At 34.4% G+C, this 20,570-nt stretch carries 19 protein-coding genes and 2 pseudogenes; 11 read left to right on the top strand and 10 right to left on the bottom strand.

Features of this window, described 5'->3' with window-relative positions; genetic code table 11:
• Positions 1–499: 499 nt before the first annotated feature.
• From ACLHDF_RS27730 to ACLHDF_RS27740, 3 genes and pseudogenes are all read left to right on the top strand, one after another.
• Positions 500–871, top strand: a pseudogene (locus ACLHDF_RS27730) (DUF2975 domain-containing protein); the annotation flags it as partial.
• Between the two features lie 23 nt (positions 872–894).
• Positions 895–1,287 (top strand): DUF2975 domain-containing protein, encoded by a 393-nt coding sequence (locus ACLHDF_RS27735; RefSeq protein ID WP_413921670.1) that lies wholly within the window; start codon positions 895–897, stop codon positions 1,285–1,287.
• A gap of 64 nt (positions 1,288–1,351) precedes the next feature.
• Positions 1,352–1,569: pseudogene (locus tag ACLHDF_RS27740) on the top strand (helix-turn-helix domain-containing protein).
• A gap of 670 nt (positions 1,570–2,239) precedes the next feature.
• On the opposite strand, the gene ACLHDF_RS27745 reads toward ACLHDF_RS27740, so the two are convergent.
• The gene (locus ACLHDF_RS27745; RefSeq protein ID WP_413921671.1) at positions 2,240–2,617 is read right to left on the bottom strand and encodes a winged helix-turn-helix transcriptional regulator; all 378 of its coding nucleotides are present in this window, start codon (positions 2,615–2,617) and stop codon (positions 2,240–2,242) included.
• A gap of 102 nt (positions 2,618–2,719) precedes the next feature.
• On the opposite strand from ACLHDF_RS27745, the gene ACLHDF_RS27750 reads away from it, so the two are divergent.
• The 5 genes from ACLHDF_RS27750 (at position 2,720) to ACLHDF_RS27770 (ending at position 6,705) form a co-directional block, all read left to right on the top strand.
• Positions 2,720–3,379 (top strand): MBL fold metallo-hydrolase, encoded by a 660-nt coding sequence (locus tag ACLHDF_RS27750; protein ID WP_413921672.1) that lies wholly within the window; start codon positions 2,720–2,722, stop codon positions 3,377–3,379.
• An 11-nt stretch (positions 3,380–3,390) separates the two neighbouring features.
• Positions 3,391–4,197: a carbon-nitrogen family hydrolase gene (locus tag ACLHDF_RS27755; protein ID WP_413921673.1), complete on the top strand. Its 807-nt coding sequence runs from the start codon at positions 3,391–3,393 to the stop codon at positions 4,195–4,197.
• Between the two features lie 862 nt (positions 4,198–5,059).
• Positions 5,060–5,353: a hypothetical protein gene (locus tag ACLHDF_RS27760; protein ID WP_215055051.1), complete on the top strand. Its 294-nt coding sequence runs from the start codon at positions 5,060–5,062 to the stop codon at positions 5,351–5,353.
• A gap of 202 nt (positions 5,354–5,555) precedes the next feature.
• On the top strand, positions 5,556–6,272 hold the full coding sequence (locus ACLHDF_RS27765; protein ID WP_413921674.1) for an AraC family transcriptional regulator: 717 nt from the start codon (positions 5,556–5,558) through the stop codon (positions 6,270–6,272).
• A gap of 205 nt (positions 6,273–6,477) precedes the next feature.
• Complete coding sequence (locus ACLHDF_RS27770) at positions 6,478–6,705, top strand: hypothetical protein (RefSeq protein ID WP_413921675.1); 228 nt, start codon at positions 6,478–6,480, stop codon at positions 6,703–6,705.
• A gap of 123 nt (positions 6,706–6,828) precedes the next feature.
• Here ACLHDF_RS27770 and ACLHDF_RS27775 read toward each other — a convergent pair whose 3' ends face one another.
• The 9 genes from ACLHDF_RS27775 to ACLHDF_RS27815 all read right to left on the bottom strand — a co-directional run bounded on the left by ACLHDF_RS27775 (position 6,829) and on the right by ACLHDF_RS27815 (position 16,487).
• Complete coding sequence (locus tag ACLHDF_RS27775; protein WP_413921676.1) at positions 6,829–7,251, bottom strand: hypothetical protein; 423 nt, start codon at positions 7,249–7,251, stop codon at positions 6,829–6,831.
• Positions 7,252–7,405: 154 nt separating this feature from the next.
• Positions 7,406–8,556 (bottom strand): IS3 family transposase gene (locus tag ACLHDF_RS27780; RefSeq protein WP_413921677.1). Its coding sequence is split into 2 segments (ribosomal slippage): positions 7,406–8,316 and positions 8,316–8,556, totalling 1,152 coding nucleotides; the frame shifts between segments, so codons are not numbered across the junction.
• 643 nt (positions 8,557–9,199) lie between these two features.
• A complete protein-coding gene (locus ACLHDF_RS27785) occupies positions 9,200–9,709 on the bottom strand; it encodes a DinB family protein (RefSeq protein ID WP_413921678.1) in 510 nt (169 codons plus the stop codon).
• Positions 9,710–10,705: 996 nt separating this feature from the next.
• Complete coding sequence (locus tag ACLHDF_RS27790) at positions 10,706–12,058, bottom strand: MFS transporter (RefSeq protein ID WP_413921679.1); 1,353 nt, start codon at positions 12,056–12,058, stop codon at positions 10,706–10,708.
• 176 nt (positions 12,059–12,234) lie between these two features.
• Positions 12,235–13,446, bottom strand: coding sequence for an FAD-dependent monooxygenase (locus ACLHDF_RS27795; RefSeq protein ID WP_413921680.1), 1,212 nt, complete (start codon positions 13,444–13,446; stop codon positions 12,235–12,237).
• Between the two features lie 140 nt (positions 13,447–13,586).
• Positions 13,587–14,699: a cupin domain-containing protein gene (locus ACLHDF_RS27800; RefSeq protein ID WP_413921681.1), complete on the bottom strand. Its 1,113-nt coding sequence runs from the start codon at positions 14,697–14,699 to the stop codon at positions 13,587–13,589.
• A gap of 29 nt (positions 14,700–14,728) precedes the next feature.
• Positions 14,729–15,232 (bottom strand): DinB family protein, encoded by a 504-nt coding sequence (locus tag ACLHDF_RS27805; protein WP_413921682.1) that lies wholly within the window; start codon positions 15,230–15,232, stop codon positions 14,729–14,731.
• 2 nt (positions 15,233–15,234) lie between these two features.
• Complete coding sequence (locus ACLHDF_RS27810) at positions 15,235–16,179, bottom strand: fumarylacetoacetate hydrolase family protein (RefSeq protein WP_413921683.1); 945 nt, start codon at positions 16,177–16,179, stop codon at positions 15,235–15,237.
• 53 nt (positions 16,180–16,232) lie between these two features.
• The gene (locus ACLHDF_RS27815) at positions 16,233–16,487 is read right to left on the bottom strand and encodes a YciI family protein (protein WP_413921684.1); all 255 of its coding nucleotides are present in this window, start codon (positions 16,485–16,487) and stop codon (positions 16,233–16,235) included.
• Between the two features lie 212 nt (positions 16,488–16,699).
• Between ACLHDF_RS27815 and ACLHDF_RS27820 the strand changes: the two genes are divergently transcribed.
• The 3 genes from ACLHDF_RS27820 (at position 16,700) to ACLHDF_RS27830 (ending at position 20,567) form a co-directional block, all read left to right on the top strand.
• Positions 16,700–17,461, top strand: coding sequence for an IclR family transcriptional regulator (locus ACLHDF_RS27820; protein ID WP_413921685.1), 762 nt, complete (start codon positions 16,700–16,702; stop codon positions 17,459–17,461).
• A gap of 576 nt (positions 17,462–18,037) precedes the next feature.
• Positions 18,038–19,129, top strand: coding sequence for a GerAB/ArcD/ProY family transporter (locus ACLHDF_RS27825; protein ID WP_413921686.1), 1,092 nt, complete (start codon positions 18,038–18,040; stop codon positions 19,127–19,129).
• A complete protein-coding gene (locus ACLHDF_RS27830) occupies positions 19,110–20,567 on the top strand; it encodes a spore germination protein (RefSeq protein ID WP_413921687.1) in 1,458 nt (485 codons plus the stop codon). Before ACLHDF_RS27825 ends, ACLHDF_RS27830 begins: the two co-directional genes overlap by 20 nt.
• The last annotated feature ends 3 nt before the right edge of the window (positions 20,568–20,570 follow it).

Consider the following 20,570-nt stretch of genomic DNA (forward strand, 5'->3'; position numbering starts at 1 on the left):
TTTTCTCGTTTTCTATTTAAAGGTAAAAACTGTAGTTCTAGTGCTTTATATAGTGAAAGGGTTTTATACAAGAAAGTTGAAATAATTCTCCATTTTGAAAACCAATTATGAGCAATTAATACAGAAGTACTACCAAGAAGAGCACCTACAATTTTACTTCTTACCATACAACCATTTTCTCTTTCCTTTTAAGAAATTGTTTTATTCATATTACCTTCAAAGAAAGTTTACAAACTCTTGACGTTACTATATTTTTAATAAGATAAATTCAATCATGAACACAAAATAAACGTATTATATATAAAGATATAAATCCACAAACTATTTTATAAAAATAGTAATTTTACCTTTTACTCTAGATGACGACAAATGGGCGATTTTTCGATAAGTTATGTAATAATTAACGGTATTTTAACTGAAGTAAGATAGTCATTACATATATACAATAAGTAATTTAGCACATAAAACGTTTTATCTGGGTAAGCAAAATTTGTATAGTTTTAGAGATGTAAAAGCACATCCAGGTGGGGATTACTCGCTATATCCCCTTTTAGTATGTGTATATGGAATCTGTATTACATTTTCTTTTACGCTGTTTCATGTATATAAACTATTAACCTTTATCGAAAGGAACAATGCTTTCTCGGAGTCATCTCTTAAATCTTTAAAGGTTATAAAAAAATGTGCTTTTACAGCCATTTTCTTCATTATGTTAATGATAATAAGCTTGAAGGTGATTTCTAGTATCTCAGGAGATGATTCAGCAGGTCCTATATCCGTATGTCTGATGAGTATTTTAGCAACAAGTATCATCATTGCTGTTGTTGACGTACTTCAAAAGCCATTAAAAGGTTTCCTAGATAAAAAATAAAAAAGAGGTATTACAAATGAAAAATGCATCTACATTTGGGAATTGCAACTCTTGCATTGTGCATATTTTTAGTGTCTAAGTTCGGGAATTTTGCTGGAGATTTGTATCCAGATATTGCTTATATGAAATATCTCGTTTTCATCGTGATGTATGGTTCGGCTTTGCCTTTTTACTTTGCTCTTTATCAGGCTTTCAACCTTTTACGGTACATTGACGAGAAGACAGCGTTCTCTGAATTATCTGTAAAGTCGTTAAAGAACATAAAGTGCTGTGCGATTATAATCAGTGGTTTGTATGCATTAGGTTTGCCACTCTTTCATTTTATAGCGAAGAAAATTGACCCTCCTATTGGAATAATGCCACTCATCATCATTTTTGCTTCGTTGGTTATCGCTGTTTTTGCTGCTATCCTCTAACGGCTTCTACAAGAAGCGATTAACATAAAATCAGAAAATGATTTAACGATTTGAGGTGGAGGATATAACAATTATTATTAATATTGATGTGATGTTAGCAAAACGAAAAATGAGTTTAACGGAGCTTTCGGAGAGGGTTGGAATTATTATGGCGAATCTTTCTATTCTGAAGAATGGGAAGCAAAAGCGGTTCGTTTTTCAACATTAGAAGCAATATGTAAGACTTTGGATTGTCAGCCAGGTGATACTTTGGAGTACAAAAGCGACGAAGACACTCAATAAAAACAGACAACCATTTTATATCTGAAGTCGATAGAGAATTTAAGGGATAGTCATTAAGCTATCCCTTCTTTGCGTTTATTATGTTATTTACTCAGACTATTCCACTGAGAATTGCATTGAAATTAGTGACAAATGTTATTTGAAAAAGTCCTCCGTAATTTTATTCCAATCTACTCTTTAAAATTATACGAATTAACATACGATTCATATTACGGAAAGCATATAAAAAAGTAGTTCGTTTTGGAGTGTTATTTTCCATTTTGTACTCCAAAACTGAACTACTTACTATAAAACGATGCTCCCTTTACTACACTGAGATTATTCAGTAGACATTATTAAACACCCACTTTTATAATGGCCGTGCTTAAATAGGTGACGAGCTTGTGACAGAAAAAATTTTATATTTTATTGCAGATAAATTTTCTTTAGAGTGCTACTGAAGTAAAAAACAAAGGAAACATTTTTTAAAAAATTTTTTAGTGGAGTAAAACAGTTCGTATAAGTATGTGTGATTAAGTGGGCGTCCATAATGTAATTTAAATTGTAAACGAACGTTAAAATTGATAGTTTCATTTTTAAAGTATCGCGTCCGTAAACGTACACTTTTACGGACGGTAGATTTGATTCTGTTTCAAATATTAAAGGAATAAAGTCAGGAATTTTCTTTGAATTATTGAGATTTTTTTAATCCTTCTTCCTGCTTACTTATATAAGCATTGCCCCATTGCTCTAAAGATTTAAGTATTGGGGTAAAATTCTCTCCAAGATCTGTTAAATAATATAAAACCCTTTTAGGGTTATCGTTTGTTTCTTCTCTTTCGATTAAGCCGTCTTTTTCCATATCTCTAAGCTGTAGTGTAAGGATGCGTTGAGTAATACCAGGTATTTCACGACGCATTGCGTTATAATACATGGGTGATTTTGATAATAAGGATAAAATGATACCTTTCCATTTACCGCCCATAATATGCATCGTTAATTCAATTGGACAAGCATGCTTTACAGTTAACGTACAAGGACCGTATTGATCACTTTTAAAGTCTGACATTTTCTCACCTCAATGGGTAGTAACAAAATTGTGCCTTCTTGTTACACCTATTTTTTCTTACTAAACTTATGATATCAAATAAATGAGAAGAAGGTGTATGAATTGGAATTTGTTCAAATCTCTGAACATGTTTATAGACTCACTTATGAAACCGTCGTTGGTATTCGAGTTAAGATCAATACATGGTACGTAGTGGATGGTGAGGATGTTTATATCATTGATACCGGAATGGAGGACTATGCATATGCGCAGTTGAATGCAGCAAAATCTTTAGGTATTCCCAAAAGTATCTTATTGACACATGGTCATCTGGATCACATTAATGGCGCCAAGTATTTAAGAAATAATTTAAATATTCCTATTTACGCGCACGAAATTGAAACTCTGTTTATCAATGGTGAAAAGCCATATCCAAACAAGACAGAAAAGGAAACAACAGGCGTGGAACATCAAGTTGAAGGTTTAAGTGACAATATCATTAAAACGTTACCCCTAGATGTATATTTAACGCCCGGTCATACACCAGGACATGTAATATACCACCATAAAGATGACAATGTGTTGCTAACTGGAGACTTATTCTTTTCTAATGCTGAATCCTTACATCCACCGATTCGAAAGTTCACAGTTGATATGGATGAAAATATTAATAGTGGAAGAATTATAGATGAAATTAAACCTTCTATTATTTCTTCATCACATGGCGAAGACGTCAAATACAACGGTGATTTATATACTATTTATAAATTTATATATGAATAAGAGGTAGAAAAATGAAAATACAATTATTTCAAATGGTGATTATAGAAGGAGAAGTTGAGCAAAACGAAAGCCGTATTAAATCCTTATTTGAAGAAAAGTTGGATGTAGATACTGAGATTGTTGTGATACCTGAAATGTGGAATACTGGTTATGATTTAAAAAATGTAGCAGAAAAGGCAGATATTGATTTAAAGAGAACTTTTTCTTTTATTCAAAGTTTAGCAACCAAACATCAAGTGAATATCATTGCAGGTTCAGTTTCGAATAGAAGGAATGATAACATTTATAATACAGCTTTTGCGGTATCAAAAACGGGTGAGCTGCTCTATCAAAAAGATAAGATACATCTCGTGCCGATGTTAGATGAACATCATTATTTAACAGGTGGAAATGAAGTTCCAGAAGTATTTGAGATTAACGATATCAAAGCTAGTCAGATTATATGTTACGATTTACGTTTTCCAGAAATCACACGTTATCCAGCGTCTCAAGGTGCAAAAGTCATATTCTACGTTGCACAATGGACTACCAAAAATATAAACCATTGGAGAACACTATTGAGGGCAAGAGCTATAGAAAATTGTGTCTATGTCATTGCATGTAACAGTGTGGGGAATGTAAATAATAAAAATCATGTCGGCAACACATACGCGGGGCATTCAATGGTCATTGATCCAAATGGAAACATTGTAGAAGAGGGGAGACACCAAGAAGAGATCATAACAGCAGAAATCTATGTACAGAAAGTTACAGAACAACAAAAAAACATCCCAATATTTGAAAACCTGAGACCCGATGTTTATAAGCATGCGGAATAGGGATTCGTATATGATATACAGCCTAAAAACAGAAAAAACCACTGTGTCTGAACTGCACCTCAAGGGTTCTTTTTGGAATGTGTTCCGGAAAAAAAGCATTATGTTAAGAAAAACGTAAAGTATTTCATAAAAATAATTAGTTCAACTATTTACTTTTAGTGAAGACACATGTAAGAAAAGCCCTCAAAATTAATTGAGGGCTTTTCTTACATGTGTGGTTGATCATAGCTGCTTTTAATAGTTGATAAAAGTGAAATATATACATGTACATATCTAAAATATAGTATTAGGTTATAATTTGTCCAGTCAAAAGTTCAGAAAAATAAAAAGCTACCTCGGTATGGCAAGCGAGGTAGCTTTTTATCAGGGTTCACACGTATAAACGTGTTAAAATTGATTCAAACCAATTATAGCACAATTTTGCTATAAAAGCTATATTTTCCCACCCTTACATATGTATAAAAAGCTGCATATTGCAGAAATCGTAACCTCCTTAGAACTCAACTCCCACAAGGGTTCTTTTTTTGCATGTGTTCCGGAAAGAGGTATTATGTTAACTAATTTTGTATATGATATACACCCTTAAATTCTATTTTAATTGTATGTTACAATGTAATTATAAGGAAAAAGAGGTGTATATAGGTATGTCAACTGCAATTGTAGTAACGGTTTCAATTTTATCATTAGCTTGGATCGTTGGACAAAAGGAAAAGATAGAACAATGACTTGTAAAAAGAGCATCTCATTAAGATATGAGATGCTCTTTTTGGTGCAAAAAAGTCACATCCAGTAATAACCTTTATTGTTACTCTAATTACCAATATTATAAAATTATAGGAATCAAGAAGAGAGGAATGGTAGAATGCCATTTGTAGTAGGTTATGGAATTGCAATTATAGGAGCGATGATAGCTTATCAACTAAGCAAGGGAAAAACGAAAAAACGAAAATACATTGTTTGGGGAATAGCGTTAATGTTGGCTATTGCACCATTTTTATCTTTCGCGATTGGTTTAACATACGCAGTTATTGCAGAAAACGGATGGGCAGCCTTAATAATGTGGTATATCTTTCCCGTAATTTTCGTAATAGGGCTTATAGTGTTATTGATTGGTATTTTCAAGAAAAAAGAACAAAGAAAAGAAGCAGATCTTTAATTAAAGGTCTGCTTTTTATTTTTGCCGATAATTCACATTATGGTAACTATATTTGTGTATCCTATATGGATTTAAAATAAAGTTGTAGTGTTTTAGCCCTTTTTATTGCATAATTTCATTTTTATAATTAATCCTCGTTTAAAACCCATTATTTTGGATGAGTGATGTAGAATGAAATGTAAGTATTATGAGGAGGAGTGTTATGATAGATCTTTCCTACAGGGAGAAGATTAAGGATTTTCATAGTAAAATGGATCATCAATTTGGTTCCGAAATATTAAATATTTTAAATGGACAGGTAATGTACGAGGTGTTTCAAACAAATAAACTTTTAGAAAAAGGTGAGTATATTCCTTTTAACGAAGCCATGTGCTCACATGAAACAAGTGTTGCAATATTCAGTGACGAATTTATAAATTTAAGGGCTTTAGGACATAAGGTATCTATACAAGAATACAGAAATCTCACTACGACACCCTTGAAATCACTGTTTGAAAAAGAGTATAAATGTATCGTCTTGTGGTTTGGTGATGATATGTTTTGTCAAATAAATATGCTAACGGCACTAGCATATTTAGAACAAGTGGCGTATAAGGGGAAAGTATTTTTCAATATGGTTAATGAAATTACTTATGAGATTGAAACAACTGAAATATTTTTAAGCAGTTATAAAAAGGTTTATCAACAAGTATTGATAGATCATCAATTTCCTAATATAAAAGTAATACCTAGCATGTTTCAAGGAATTAGGTTATACATGGAATATATAAAGGCCGATAATGAAATCATAACGTATATAAGAAAAAATCAAGGTCAATCACAAAATGAATTGTTAGAAAATTTATTCCAGTCATTTCCTCAGTATGGTCTAGGAGATGTACAATATTTAAAAATTATTGAGACTATCAGCAAAGTTTAGCACTTTGCTGATAGTCTTTTTTATAAAGAAGTTGATAACTTTTCTACATGTTATAAGCTTCTCTCTATAAAACCTCGATATTACTCAATTTATAGAGGGAGACTTGTATATGATATTCAGCATTTTTTTTAAGGCCATACTTATAGAGACAGTATATATGGAACTTTCACACAGTTAATTCGTATAGATTATAGGAGGGGATAATATGGAGGAGAAAAAGGAAACAAATGTATTAAAGGATGCAGCTAAGTCCTTTGTTAAAGGGGTTACTTTTGGTAGTGTTTTTGATCCAGATATGAGAGAAGAAAAAGCAGATAAAACAAAAGAATTTACTGATAAAGAAATCATTGATCATCTTTCTGGAAGAAAGACACTTTCAGATGCAGATATTGAAGATTTAAAAAGAGCAGCCAAATATAGAGGATTATTATAAAAGTAAGAAAACCCTTTAAAATATAATCATTTCAAAGGGTTTTCTTACTTTTTATATAGACTAACTGGTACCTATAAAATCCATTATGGTAACTAAAGATGTATAGCTTATACAAACTGTTCTTTAGGGAGAAGGAACCGTTTTAAATACATATTTCAATATAATTGAACTAATTCCAAAGGGTACTGAGCAACTTAAGGCAAGAATAAAGAACGAGCCAAATTCTAGAAAGACACTTATGCCATCACCTAAAGCAAGTATTAATAAAATGATTGCTGTACCTACTGCTCCAAAAACAACGTACAGTGATATTTCAATCACATGTCTATACTTAGTTTTTAGGTTTCTTAATATGGTATCAATCATGATTGAGAAGGGAATTCCAAATACTATAACAATTGGTAAGATATATATCATTCCGAATACTAAACTCCCTATAACACTATTAAAGGTTATTTGTTCATATTGAGGGTCGAAGGAACTTGCTCCAAACATTAAGCTACCACATAAGGTTGCAACAAACGTTGATATAAATTTTTTAATCATATAAATTAATCTCCTGGTAAGTTTATTAATTTATATTAGCATTTTAAGTAAATAAACACTCTATTTTTATTTACTACCGATAAGCCGTTTTATGTTAACTAGAAACGTACGGAATGGATTTGAGTCAATAATTTGGACACAAAAAAGTTAAGTCTTAAGCTATTTTTCTCATTTGATCCTCAATTGCTTGAGGGGTTTGATAGCCGAGGCTACTATGGATTCTGTTTCGGTTATACCATCCTTCTATAAACTGAAATATGGCTAATTTTGCAGCTGAATAGTCTGTGTATTGCGTATGATACACTTCTTCTTTCTTTAATATGGCATGAAATGACTCTATGCAGGCATTATCATAAGGGCAGCCTTTCTGGCTGAAAGACTGCTTCATCTCGTATTCGTGGACATGCTGAGTAAACTCACTACTGGTGTATTGTGAGCCAAGATCCGTATGAAGAAGTAAGCCCTTTTCGGGCTTTTGAGCAGTGTAAGCGTTCCTAAGTGCTTCTATAACCAGTTCGGATGTCATGGAACGGGAAAAAGAATAGCCAACGATTTTTTTAGAATGCAAATCTAATACAGATGCCAAATAGCACCAACCGTCTCTTACTGTAGGGATATACGTAATATCTGCCACCCATTTCTCGTTAATGGTCTGTGTAGAGAAATCTCGTTTTAACAGATTATCTAGCTGTATAACCTTTTCTTTTGACGGATAAGGACGGTATTTTTTCTTTGTGATCCAACGAATTCCTGCCTTTTTCATTAAGCGTTGAACGCGTTTTAGGCTTAGGTAACACCCATTATTTACTAAGGTCTGATGAATTTTTGGGGCACCATAACGTGCTCTACTTTTCACATGAATTCGTTGGATTTCTTTCGTCAGCTTCTGATTTTCCTGTTCGCGGTTTGATACCGTCTTCTTGAACGAGTGGTAGTAGCTACTTCTTGGAATCGTTAACACTTCGCACATTTTCTGAACGCTGTATTGCCCTTTATATTTCTCGATAAAATGGTTGAGCTCTGCTTCTGTCACTTTTTCGCGAATATGGCCATAGCCTTTTTTAGAATATCTAGTTCTTGTTTTAACCGAAGGTTTTCCTTCTGAATTTCAGCTAATTCTTTGGGTGTTAGAGAGCCTTCCTCTGAGTTGATAGGTGTAAAGGCCTTCACCCATTTATAGATTGTTACTTCTGATACGCCATATTCGCTGCTTAAATCTTTAACCGAGTTTCCTGCATGATATAAATCCACAATCGTTTTCTTAAACTCATCATTGTATGTTTTGCCTGCACGTTTACGTTCCATTTCGGACACATCCTCTCAAAAGTCATTGTAAGGACTTAATTAAATGGTGTCCATGAAACTATACTAACTCCAGAATATAAATAAAAAAGACTTTAAGCCTTAAGAGATATATTTAAGGCTTAAAGCAAAGTAAATAGTAAATAGTAAATGAAATGAGTAAGTAGCAACTGATAATCTCTATTCTTACAGGTTTAGAATATCCTTTTAGCCAGCCCCATCTTTTATCGTCGTAATCGAAAATAAAATAGTCTGCAACGACCGACAAAATAATAATGATACCTACTATTAAGGGTCCTACCAACAAAACGCGGAAAACATACGCTAAGAGAAACTAGGCTTTAGTTACTTCATTAAAGCGCCCTTTTGCGGAATAACCACCAATCCTTATTTGTCATTCGTATGATGTATTAAGCTCTCATTCTTCGTTAGCTTAACGAAGAGGCCTTGATTTTTTCTTGTTTGAGATTATTATTTGCTTTTCATTTTTAGACAAAAAATCCAGTCTACAACCAATCGCTGCTGCTTTTTTCAACCCGTCTTGTCCTCTCTTCATATCAGTCTATGAACGGGGCGGGAAGGCTGCCATAAAGAAAGGACGGAAGTCACGTTTTCCGCGCAGCTTCCGTCCCGATCTTCTGGACAACTAACTCAAATACCGATTTCGGATGACCCCCATGTGATGAATCTCGTGTCCTGCGATGCCGTACGCGAGGGCACGCACCGTAATGCTTGCGTTGTTGGCTGTGCCTTTGCGGGACCACGCCTCCGCCGGTAACCCGCGTAGCAGTGTGATCGTCGATTGCCGTACGGCCCGATAGTCTTTGGTCAATTGCGCGGTTGTCCAGCTTCCGAAAGGAGGCATGAACAATTCCTGGTCGAAACCGGACAGAGGCGTCTGATCCCCTCTTGCGAACCGGAGCAGGCGGTAGGTCATGACGCGTTCTCCGTCTGCGATGTGGCCCACGACTTCTTTCAACGTCCATTTTCCTTCCGCATACCGATACGCGCCATGGCTTTCGGTCAACGATGCCAGCAACTCGGTCATTTGCTTTTCCTGGGCGAGCAGAATGTCGATAATGTTGCCATCCGGCACCAACCGGATATACTCTCCGACGTCCCCGGCATATTCTTCTTCTGACGGTCTTTGATTCATGCGTAATCACCTCTCTATGGAGTTATAGAAAATTAAAATGCTCTTTCCAATGCTCTACCGCGATTTTTTTGCGAATTTCGTAATTTCGGCATGTATAATGAATTCGCGAAAGGATAAAACTTTCCTTCCAATAATTGAGTGTAAGCAACCACTTAGTTGGTCGGTGGCCACGCTAAACTGCCCTTTAACTTAATAGTAATCATCTCAATTTTTCATAATTTCCACAATAAGTTATTCAATATAATGGCCCGATTATTGAACAAAATTAAAAAAGCCATTTAATTCATTAGTTCATGGATAAAATCACCATTAATTACCGTTTTTGGATATACAAATACACATATACAAAAAGAACCCTTTGCCCATGTAGGCAAAGGATTTTCAGATTTATTGGAATAGGGGGAATACGTTATTAGTCTGGCCAGATTTGTAGATTCATATACATATAACTTTAAAAATGAATATTATGATCGACGCTAATTAAAAAAATCAATCTTTTTCTTTTACCTATGTTTCACGATTCACTGAGTAAATATTAAAGTACTTCGTATATTATTGAAGTTTTACTATTTACTCTCAGTGACGACAAATATATTGTTTTTCTACAAAATAAGCGATAGTTAATATATTTATAACTAAAGTATTTTTATCATTACCTATATTTGTAAAATAAATATGATTTTTATTTAGTATATAAGTTTAAATTAGAACTTTTGATTGTAATATAGATAAATAACCACTTTTCTTATATAGATAGATAATTAATATTTATTTTTTATATTTTGACTCTATTTATATAATATAGAAAAAACTTGTTAAAAAAGTAGCCTTCACTCAACAGGAGCAAAGGCTTTTTTTAACTCAGGGGATTGGGGAATATTTTATTAGTTTCGGTCAAATAAAAATTTCATATACATACTGTTATATCATACAGGTGGGAATTTTAGAGCCAATCACTTATTATCCAAATTAACAGCAGGTTACCCTTAATTTCCCCTATGCATTCTTAACCTCTTTCAGTTCGTTTATTTTAGCTTCTTGTTTTTTATAATATGCTTTTTTTGCAGGGACGAACGCTAAAGCAACTGCCGCAATTAGACCTGGAATTGCAAAGGCAATGAAGTTCAATTGAATTGGTAAAGAAATAGATAATAGGAAGCCTCCTAAAAGGGGGCCTAGCATTCCTCCTAATCTACCTATACCAGATGCCATGCCTAAAGCTGTAGATCTCATATTTGGTGGATAATATTGTGAAACGTAAGCTTGAACGATATTTTGAGCTCCGATTGTGCAAGCGCCAGCAATTGCTACTAATACGTATATAAATAGCTGATTTCCCCCAATTCCAAGGAGTGTTAAGCTAACTGCACCTAAGGTATAAAGTGGAACAAGCATTCTTTTAGAACCATATTTATCACAAAGCCAAGCAATAATGAGTGTCCCTACAATTGCTCCACCTTGAAGGGTAATCAGAAAGGCTAAACTTGAATTTAGTCCATAGCCTGCATTAATCATCAGCTTAGGAAGCCATGTATTTAAGCCATAGACCATCAATAAACACATGAAGAAAGCGATCCAAAACATGAGAGTACTAAGAGCTCGAGATTCTTTAAATAATCCAATAACCGGTATTTTGGAAGCAGCTTGTGTTCCTATTTCTATCTCGTCATTGATGTTAAATTTTGACTCTTTATTGATTTTAGAAAGAATAGAAAGTAATTCTGCTTTTTTTCCTTTTTCGATTAGTCGATTAGAAACTTCAGGAAGCGCCTTTAGCATCCAAGGGATAAATAGTAATGGGATCCCTGCAAACCAAAAGATAGACTCCAAGCCGTATTTAGGCATAAGAAGAATCCCCAATGTGGGCGCAATCATCCCGCCTACAGAATAGCCACACAATACAATAGATACAACTCTGTTTCGCATCGCTTTTGGTGCATAATCGGTCAATAAAGCAATCACATTTGGCATAATTCCACCTAGACCTAAGCCAGCTAGAAATCGATAAGTAGAGAAAATAGTTGGATTAGTAGCAAAACCACATAATAAAGTAAAAAAGCTAAATAAAAATAAGGAAATAGCAATTACATTTTTTCTGCCAATTCGATCAGCCAGTATTCCAAAGAAAATTGCACCAAACATCATTCCAAATAATCCATAACTCCCCATTGCTCCTGCTTCGACTGCATTAAGATTCCATTTCTCAATTAATACGGGCACAACAGTACCGTAAACAACTAAATCATATCCATCAAAAAGAATAATCATGAAACACCATACTAGTAAACTAAAATGAAATCGATTAAATTTGCTGTTAGCTATGACCTCGGCCGGATTAATCTTTGCCATAAACTTTCCCCTTTCAACTCCACTATAACCAATTGGTAAGCGCTTACTTAAAATTTTATACAAGCTATACTATCAACTCTTTTTCTATCCTAATTAATTACTGCTTTTATGTGTTTATGTTGATAATGAGTTAAAAAAGAAGTCGTATAACTACGACTCCTCCTTCAATTTTACATTTAAGCTTTTACAACGTTCTTTACAGTGTTATTGTAACCATGGAACTGATCAACAAATTGGAAATCTTGATCTGTACGATTTTTCATAATGATATCCCGAAGAAGAATCCCCTCTGGATTCGTACTATGAATGATTTCTCCCCAAGTTCTTGCACTTTTTTGAACATATGCTGTACGTGGAATACGCTCTTCTTGATACTTTAAAAATGCTTGTTCTAAGTTATCGCCGTGCTGATGAATCATATCTGTTAAATAAGATGCATCTTCTAAAGCCTGACAGGCTCCTTGAGCTAAATATTGGAGCATAGGATGAGCAGCATCCCCGGTAAGAGTTACACGACCTTTGGTCCAATTACTAATTGGATTTCGGTCATACATTGGCCAACGACGTTGGCGCTGGATAAAAGTAATAGCTTTTTGCACAGGATCACAGGTTCCAGCAAAGACTTGATCCATCTCTTCCGGTGTTCCCCATTCATCTGTATATTCAATCTCTTTTCTATACTGGGTGCTTTTAAATACAACGACTTGATTGTAAAGTTCCCCTCTTCGAACTGGGTATTGAACAAGGTGCAAGTTAGGACCAATCCACATATAAACGTCATCAAGGTTACCATGGGTTGTAATATCTTCTATCGGAATTGCCCCTCGGTATGCTACATACTGAGAACAGATAGCTTCATCTTCAACAAACAGTTTACGAGTATTAGACCAAATTCCATCTGCACCAATTACAGCTTTTCCTATGTGCCGATCCCCATTAGCAGCAGTTACGGTGATACTATCTTCATCTTGTACTGTTTTCTCTATCATCTGATTTGTAACTAGTTCAATATATGGATTTTCTTCACAAGCTTCTAAGAGAACATGGTGAAGATCAGAACGATGTAATACGATATAAGGCGCGCCATATCTCTCCTTGTAAACATCACCAAGGTCTAAGGCAGATATCTCTTCCCCACTGAATGCGTCCATTAACACCAATCTTTTTGGAAAAACAGCAATTTCATTAATCTTATCCATAACACCTAAACGATGTAACACATTCGTAGCATTCGCAGCGAGTTGGATTCCTGCACCAACCTCACCAAATTCGGGTGCTTGTTCCAATACCTTTACCTTTTGTTTAGTTTCTGCAACTCCAAGTGCTGTTGCTAATCCGCCAATTCCTCCACCAATTACAATAATAGGATTTTCTATTCTAGCACCCATCATATTTCCCCCTCACAATTAATTAGGCTCTCATAATAATTGAATATTCAGAAATCTATAACCTTATTTGTCTTTTTAAAATCATTGGGTTTATTTTAATAACAACCAGGACGCTACACAGCACCCTGGTTGATGCATAGTTAAACAGGCACTGCTTTGAATTCACTTTTCACCTCTTGATTACCATTGTTTGTATCTAATACTTGTCCTTGTTCTAAATCAAATCTCTCCATAATTGGTAAATCATTCACAGAGAATAAATAGGAATCTTCGGTGGCTACATGCTCATGCCATGCCCAGTTCGGAACAACAAAATAATCGCCTTTTTTCCAATCAAAACGAACTCCATTAATGATCGTATAACCCGACCCTCGATGAACTTGATAAATCGATGAATGTGTGTGACGGTGAGCTTTTGTATGGAATCCTTTTGGAAGCTTTTGCATCCATGCTCCCATCGTTGGGTTTGCTGTTTGTCCGTTTGAGGGGTTGATATATTCAACTGCATAGCCATCATATGGATCAGGTTCGAATTTCATTAAGCCCTCAATTGCCTCTGCTGTCCGTTTCCATTTATAGTTTGCAAGTGGCGCTACTGCAGAGTATCGGTCACTAATAGGGCGAACAATCCCTCCACTATATCGAAGTTCCGAGAAATTATCCGGACGTTTAGGAGTTTCAATCTTATCAGGATAAGGTTCAAAGAATGTGCCACCTAGTGAATAGATAGTTGGAATATCAAGGGCATCCATCCAAATCATTGGCTCTTCTCCAACGTGACCATGTCCATGCCAAAGATTCTTTGGTGTGATTAAAAAATCTCCTTCTTCCATAAAAATACGTTCACCTTCAACAATTGTATAAGCACCTTCGCCGTCTGTAATGAATCGAAGTGCGCTTTGGGAGTGACGATGAGAAGGAGCAACCTCACCCGGTAGCAATAATTGAACTGCCGCATAAAGAGTTTGTGTTGTAGAGGCCCATCCCCAAGGCTGACGATATGTTAAACCTGGATTTTGAAAATAAATCGCCCTGCGTTCCCCGCCACGGTCAGGAGTAAAAATCTGAGCTGCCTCCATCAACTTTTTCTTTAACAGTTCGTCTGACCATAAATAGGCTTCAGCATGAGGTTCAGGATTCTTATGCATTAATGCTGGAATCGCCTCCCAGAGAGGGCCAAGATTATACTGTTGAATGTCTTTTGTAAAATCCTTCACATCTTGATCTTGCATGTAACTATGTTTTTCTGCCATCAGAAACCCCACCTTATTAAAATTGTTTTTTATTTCTTTAATTTAGATAGATTTCGTTTAATTTGTTCACAGTGACCAGCAATATGTTCTTCAATAAAGTGATAAATTATAAAAGATACAGGTTTATTACCAAATTTATCAAAATTACGATGCGGTGATTCTTTTTGTAGTTGTACCTCATCTAGTTCTTGAAGTTCACTTGCCACTTGTTGCTTTAACTTAGCTACTTCTGCAATTGCACTTTCTACTGATAGTTCTTCTATATTAGTAACAGCTGCAAGTCTTGCAGCATCTTGTAAACCACGTCCCCATGCCGATCCTGGTGCATCCACTACTCTCTTTACTTCATTTAACCAATACGGAATGGCCTCTCCAAGATGAGAAAGGATTTGAAGAATTGACCATTCTTCGTCGGTTGGATTCCAACGAACTGTTTCTTCTGAAAGATCTTCTGTAATAGCAAGAATTTCGTTCAATGATGCCTGAATTGATTGAATTGATTGAATTGATTTATTAATAGTCTTAGTTTCCATACTTATTCCACCCCCACACGAGAAACTTTATTTTCAAGATAGCCTATTTTATCAATTTCGATTTTTACGACATCTCCGTCTTTCAGAAAGACTTGGGGGTCACGCGCCACGCCTACTCCACCCGGCGTACCTGTAAGAATGATGTCGCCTGGCTCTAGAGTCATTAAGTTTGACAAGAATTCAACTAAATATTGAACATCGAATACAAAGTTTGCTGTATTTGTTTTTTGACGCTCTTCTCCATTTACCGTTAAACGAACATCCAGTCCAGCTGGATCTGTCAATTCATCGGCCGTAACTATCCAAGGGCCCATTGGAGCGCTACCTTCTACTGTTTTTCCTTGAAGCCATTCAAGTGTACGACGCTGTATATCACGATATGTAACATCATTAGCAATGGTGTATCCAGCTACATAATTAAGCGCATCTGCCTGAGATACATTACGTGCCCTTTTACCGACGACAAAGGCAAATTCCGCCTCATAATCCAACTGCTCTGAAATTGGAAAAAATGGAATATCATCTTGTGGTCCAATGACTGTGTTAGCAAATTTAGCAAATACAACTGGATATGGAGGGATCTCTCTTCTCATCTCTAAAATGTGCTCACGATAATTGTGACCAACACAAATGATTTTTCCTGGATCCTGCACAGGGGCCTCAATTTTTACATCTTCAAAGGTATGTACAAGTGGTTGTTTGAAACTATTACGATTATTTAAAGCAAAATCTGTCACCTCTTTTGCTATGGAAATGCTTTCATTACCTCCTTGAAGGAATCCTTTCATGTTTGCAGGGATATAAGCTTCAGCAATTAAATCTGCTCGTAGTTTATCTTCACTTTCAAGGAAAGCTTGGTAAGCATAGTTTAAGTCAATTACTTCATTATTTGAGGTAACAGCTCCAATACGTGTAAATCCTTTATAGCTAAATGTAACTAATTTCATATATATTCCCCTTTTTTCTATTAATATAGTTTTAGAATTTTAATCTTTAATCTTTACATAACATTCCATTCTTTAACTTTGTAAACGGATTCATTTTCTTGATTCATTGGATCTTTGTCTACAATATTTCTTGCTTCTTCTAAAGAAGATGTCTGAAGAATATAAGCCCCTCCACTTTGATCTTCAAATCCTCCGGCCTTTACTAGTAATTCGCAATTTCTCAATTCTTGTAAAAATTCACGATGTCCTTGCAGGGTCTTTCCTGTAAAAGTTGGTTTTCTTTCAATTACTACTAGAAATTTTTTCATTTAATCACCCATCCAAATAGAGTTTTTATATTTTTAGTTAACTTTGTTCTCTATTTATAAAATTAGGTTAATTTCAGAAAATTGTCAATACATTTATTTATTTTTTTATGAATTATTAAATGTCTGGAAAGTAAGTTTTTATCTTTTGGAGAAAAACTTTGTTGTCTGTTATACTGAAAAAAAGTTACGAATAGCAGGGAGAATATAACAAAATGGATACCATTAAAAGCACTACCATGATTCAGTCGTTACAAGTAGGAATGAGTATTATCGATCTAATTTCTTCACAGGAGCAACCTCTAAAATTTTCAGAGATTCAGGAATTAACCCAAATCACCAAAAGTAATCTTTATAAATATTTAAATACACTAACACATCTTGAATTATTGTATCGAGATAAGAAGAGTGGTACATATATGCTGGGAAGTAAAGTAATTGAGTATGGAATGGCTGCAATAGGTCACCAAGACATTATTTCTACGGTTACTCCATATTTGCAGGAGCTCAGTCATCATACTTCCTTAACTGCCTTATTAGCTGTTTGGACCCCCGAGGGTCCAGTAGTAGCTAACATATGGAGTTCAAATAATGGGCTAAATATTGGAGCTCAAATAGGAACACGTCTCCCAATTTTGTCGTCAACAGGAAAGATATTTTCATCTTTTAGCCCACCTTTTCTTATTAGAGAGTGGAAGGAGAAAGAACTCAGTGGGTTAACTACTGAAGAAAGAGCATTACTAGTAAAAGAAGAAGAAAACACCGTAAAAAATCGTATTACTTTTGCTAATGAACCTCTTGTGTCCTATGTATCCTCAGTATCAGTTCCTTTAGTAAATTACAACGGTGATCTACTTGGAGCTATAACTCTTGTAGGGTTTTCACAGATTACCCCTCACACTCTAGAACACAAAGCAAGTCAGCAATTGTTAGAAATATCAAAAGAAATTTCTAGCATTTTTGGTTATAAAGAATAAACAGTTAAAAAAGAGGCAACATCCTAGAAAACCTAGGGTGTTGCCTCCTTTTTAGTTAAATATTAGATTTCTAATTCAATCGTATAATCTAAAACTATTTTTTATTATAGATTTATTAATAGCTACCTTTTTTAGCAAAGGATTCTCTTCTTAATTAAGGGCACTTTATTATAATTGAATTGACATAAACAAGCCTATAGGAAATGCGGTCCTGGTGCAAAATTCTATTCCTAGAAACATAGAGAACCCTAGATAATCTACAGATATTTAGTTAACATAAACTAAATTATCAGTTGTAAAGCTGCTTTCTGAAGAGTAAGGAATTGTCTTCTTTATATAGATTCACAACTATGTGATATCAGAAAGAAATTTCCATTCCAAGTCTTGTATAAGTGTATTCTGTCCTAAATTTATCAACCATTCACTTCCCTCGAAATGTCCTACTCCTTTTTCCAGTTCTTCTTTATCTGTTCCGTGAAAGATTGGATGCTTTAATCATTTTTTTCACCTTATTGAATTATTTACATTTTAAAGGATAAACTACATGGATACTAAGCTGAATTTAAGGTGGTTTTAATGAATCAAAAAGTGATTCAATCAGTTCATATTTATATCTTACTTATTATGTCTACAGGATTTATGGTACATGTTCTAATTATCCCAACTATATTATCAACCTCTAACAGGGATGCCTGGTTAAGTGTTATTTTCAGTACAATACCATTTATCCTTTGGATTATGCTTATTTTTTACATTTATAAAAAACTAAATAATCATAATGATATTCTCTCTTTATTTAAACAAAGACTATCTAAATCCTGGGTTTTTATTATATTTTCAATTGTATTCGGATCCTATTTTCTAATTTCTTCCTTCATTACTCTTAAGTATACTTTTTTTTGGGCAAATGCTAACTATACTTTTGAGGTCCCTAATTTTGTTATTGTTTTGTTATTCGCTCTGTTGTGCTTGTATGCGTCTGCGAAAGGAATACGGACGATAAGTACGATCGCTCTTCTTGTGCTTCCTTTTGTTGTATTTTTTGGATTTTTAGTAGGGATCGGAAATTCGCCAAATAAGAATTACGAACTCTTATTTCCAATATTTGAGAATGGATATAAAGATTTTATTCAAGGATTGATTTATACCTGTGCCGGTTTGTTTGAAATGATTTTTCTTTTATTTTTAACGCCCTTTATTAAAGACAGATTAAAGGTTAAATGGCTTATATTGTCTGGGATTATTCTTGTGTTTTTAATCTTAGGTCCCCTAATAGGGACTATCTCAGAATTCGGTCTGGAAGAAGCAGTAAAATTGAGAAATCCAGCTTTCGAGCAATGGAAGTTATTAGAAATAAGCAGCCATATTACTCGTCTCGATTTTCTCTCTATCTTTCAATGGCTTTCTGGAGCGTTTGTTCGGATAAGCTTATCATTATTTATTGCTGACAAAATATTTTTGATTAAGAAAAAAACAAAATGGGTTCTTCCTATCCTTTATTTACTATTAATCATTGGTGCATGTATTCCTTGGGATGCTATCTCATTTTATTACTTTTTGCAAAAGTTTTATTTCCCTATTAGCCTTATTTTTCAAATTTGCATTATGCTGTTTTTATTACTAATCATTCATTTAAAAGGTGGTCACCATGAAGAAAGTTCAAACTAACAAAAAAATCGTTAATATAGACCAATTAAAAATTTGGTTTGAAGGTTCTTCAGATATTGTTATACGAACAAGAGCCTATTATGATAATAAGCTGGATTTTCTGTATTGTTCTAATTTAGTGGATATGAAATTTATAAATGAGGTTATTTTTCCCGCCATTAATGCCGTAATAGAAAAGAACGGCCATGTAAAGTTTGATTTATTAAATAATACCTTGGAGATCAGTAAGCTGAAAGATTTAAATAACGTTAAAAAAGAGGTAGAGGAAAAACTATTTTCAGGTGAATTAATCATTTTTAGTCATGATTTAAATGATCTTTTCTTTATACCCGTATCTAACCTTCCAAAAAGAGGTCCGGAAGAATCTAATATAGAAACCTCCGTTAGGGGACCAAGAGATGGATTAGTAGAAAATATATCGGATAATCTGGCATTAATCCGTCAAAGGCTAAAAACGTCTACATTAAAAAGTATTGAATATACAATCGGCGAAAGAAGTCGTACAAAAATCTTATTACTTTATATAGATGATATTATGAACCCCTCTATTCTAGAAGATGTCAAAAAGCGACTGGATTCTATAAAGATTGACTTTGTCGCTAGCAGTTACGAAATTGAGGAGTTTCTATATGATAGTACCTTCACCTTATTTCCTCTAATGGAGAATTCAGGGAGACCTGACTTCGCTGTTCAATCCTTAACACAAGGTAGATTTGTGATTTTAGTGGATGGAAATCCAACCTGTTTGATAGGACCCGTAAATTTAAACCAAATATTATATTCACCTGAAGACGCGCAGGATAGTTTTTTTTACGTTAGTATGATTCGGATTCTGCGGTTAATGGCCATATTTACGACGATCTTTTTACCTGGATTTTATGTTTCTTTAATAACTTTTCAAATTGATCAAATTCCTTATTCACTTGTCGCAACAATATCTGCTTCTAGAATTGGCTTACCATTCTCTGCTCCTACGGAAGCCTTTATTATGCTTGGTTTATTTGAATTATTTAAAGAAGCCGGGGTACGTCTCCCAAAAGCTGTTGGGCAGACTGTTGCCGTTTTAGGTGGATTATTTATAGGTGATGCGGCTATTCGGGCAGGCTTAACATCTCCTGCCTGTTTAGTCATTGTTGCAATAACAGTGATATCAGGTTATATACTTACTAATCAAACCATGTCAGGAAATATTGTGATTCTTCGATTTCTTGTTTTAGTATTTTCATCACTATTTGGCTTGTATGGTTTCTTTATTGCCTTTTTTTTAATCCTAACAACCGTGGTTTCATTAGAAAGCTTTGGTCAGCCATATATGTCGTATTTATCCAGACCCAATACAGCAGATATCATAAAAAATATTTTGAAGATACCTTATCGATTTATGAAGAAGCGAAATCAAGCCTATCAACCTATTGATAGCGATAGTCAAAAGGAGTAATTT

Origin of the sequence: Priestia megaterium, assembly GCF_046599315.1 — a bacterium.
GTDB lineage: Bacteria > Bacillota > Bacilli > Bacillales > Bacillaceae_H > Priestia > Priestia megaterium_F.

Coding starts and splice junctions, on each gene's coding strand:
- ACLHDF_RS27815 (WP_413921684.1), bottom strand. CDS start 16,487: ATGAAAAAATTTCTAGTAGTAATTGAAAGAAAACCAACTTTTACAGGA.
- ACLHDF_RS27770 (WP_413921675.1), top strand. CDS start 6,478: ATGGAGGAGAAAAAGGAAACAAATGTATTAAAGGATGCAGCTAAGTCC.
- ACLHDF_RS27810 (WP_413921683.1), bottom strand. CDS start 16,179: ATGAAATTAGTTACATTTAGCTATAAAGGATTTACACGTATTGGAGCT.
- ACLHDF_RS27755 (WP_413921673.1), top strand. CDS start 3,391: ATGAAAATACAATTATTTCAAATGGTGATTATAGAAGGAGAAGTTGAG.
- ACLHDF_RS27830 (WP_413921687.1), top strand. CDS start 19,110: ATGAAGAAAGTTCAAACTAACAAAAAAATCGTTAATATAGACCAATTA.
- ACLHDF_RS27735 (WP_413921670.1), top strand. CDS start 895: ATGCATCTACATTTGGGAATTGCAACTCTTGCATTGTGCATATTTTTA.
- ACLHDF_RS27775 (WP_413921676.1), bottom strand. CDS start 7,251: ATGATTAAAAAATTTATATCAACGTTTGTTGCAACCTTATGTGGTAGC.
- ACLHDF_RS27795 (WP_413921680.1), bottom strand. CDS start 13,446: ATGGGTGCTAGAATAGAAAATCCTATTATTGTAATTGGTGGAGGAATT.
- ACLHDF_RS27790 (WP_413921679.1), bottom strand. CDS start 12,058: ATGGCAAAGATTAATCCGGCCGAGGTCATAGCTAACAGCAAATTTAAT.
- ACLHDF_RS27820 (WP_413921685.1), top strand. CDS start 16,700: ATGGATACCATTAAAAGCACTACCATGATTCAGTCGTTACAAGTAGGA.
- ACLHDF_RS27825 (WP_413921686.1), top strand. CDS start 18,038: ATGAATCAAAAAGTGATTCAATCAGTTCATATTTATATCTTACTTATT.
- ACLHDF_RS27765 (WP_413921674.1), top strand. CDS start 5,556: ATGATAGATCTTTCCTACAGGGAGAAGATTAAGGATTTTCATAGTAAA.
- ACLHDF_RS27800 (WP_413921681.1), bottom strand. CDS start 14,699: ATGGCAGAAAAACATAGTTACATGCAAGATCAAGATGTGAAGGATTTT.
- ACLHDF_RS27805 (WP_413921682.1), bottom strand. CDS start 15,232: ATGGAAACTAAGACTATTAATAAATCAATTCAATCAATTCAATCAATT.
- ACLHDF_RS27745 (WP_413921671.1), bottom strand. CDS start 2,617: ATGTCAGACTTTAAAAGTGATCAATACGGTCCTTGTACGTTAACTGTA.
- ACLHDF_RS27785 (WP_413921678.1), bottom strand. CDS start 9,709: ATGAATCAAAGACCGTCAGAAGAAGAATATGCCGGGGACGTCGGAGAG.
- ACLHDF_RS27760 (WP_215055051.1), top strand. CDS start 5,060: ATGCCATTTGTAGTAGGTTATGGAATTGCAATTATAGGAGCGATGATA.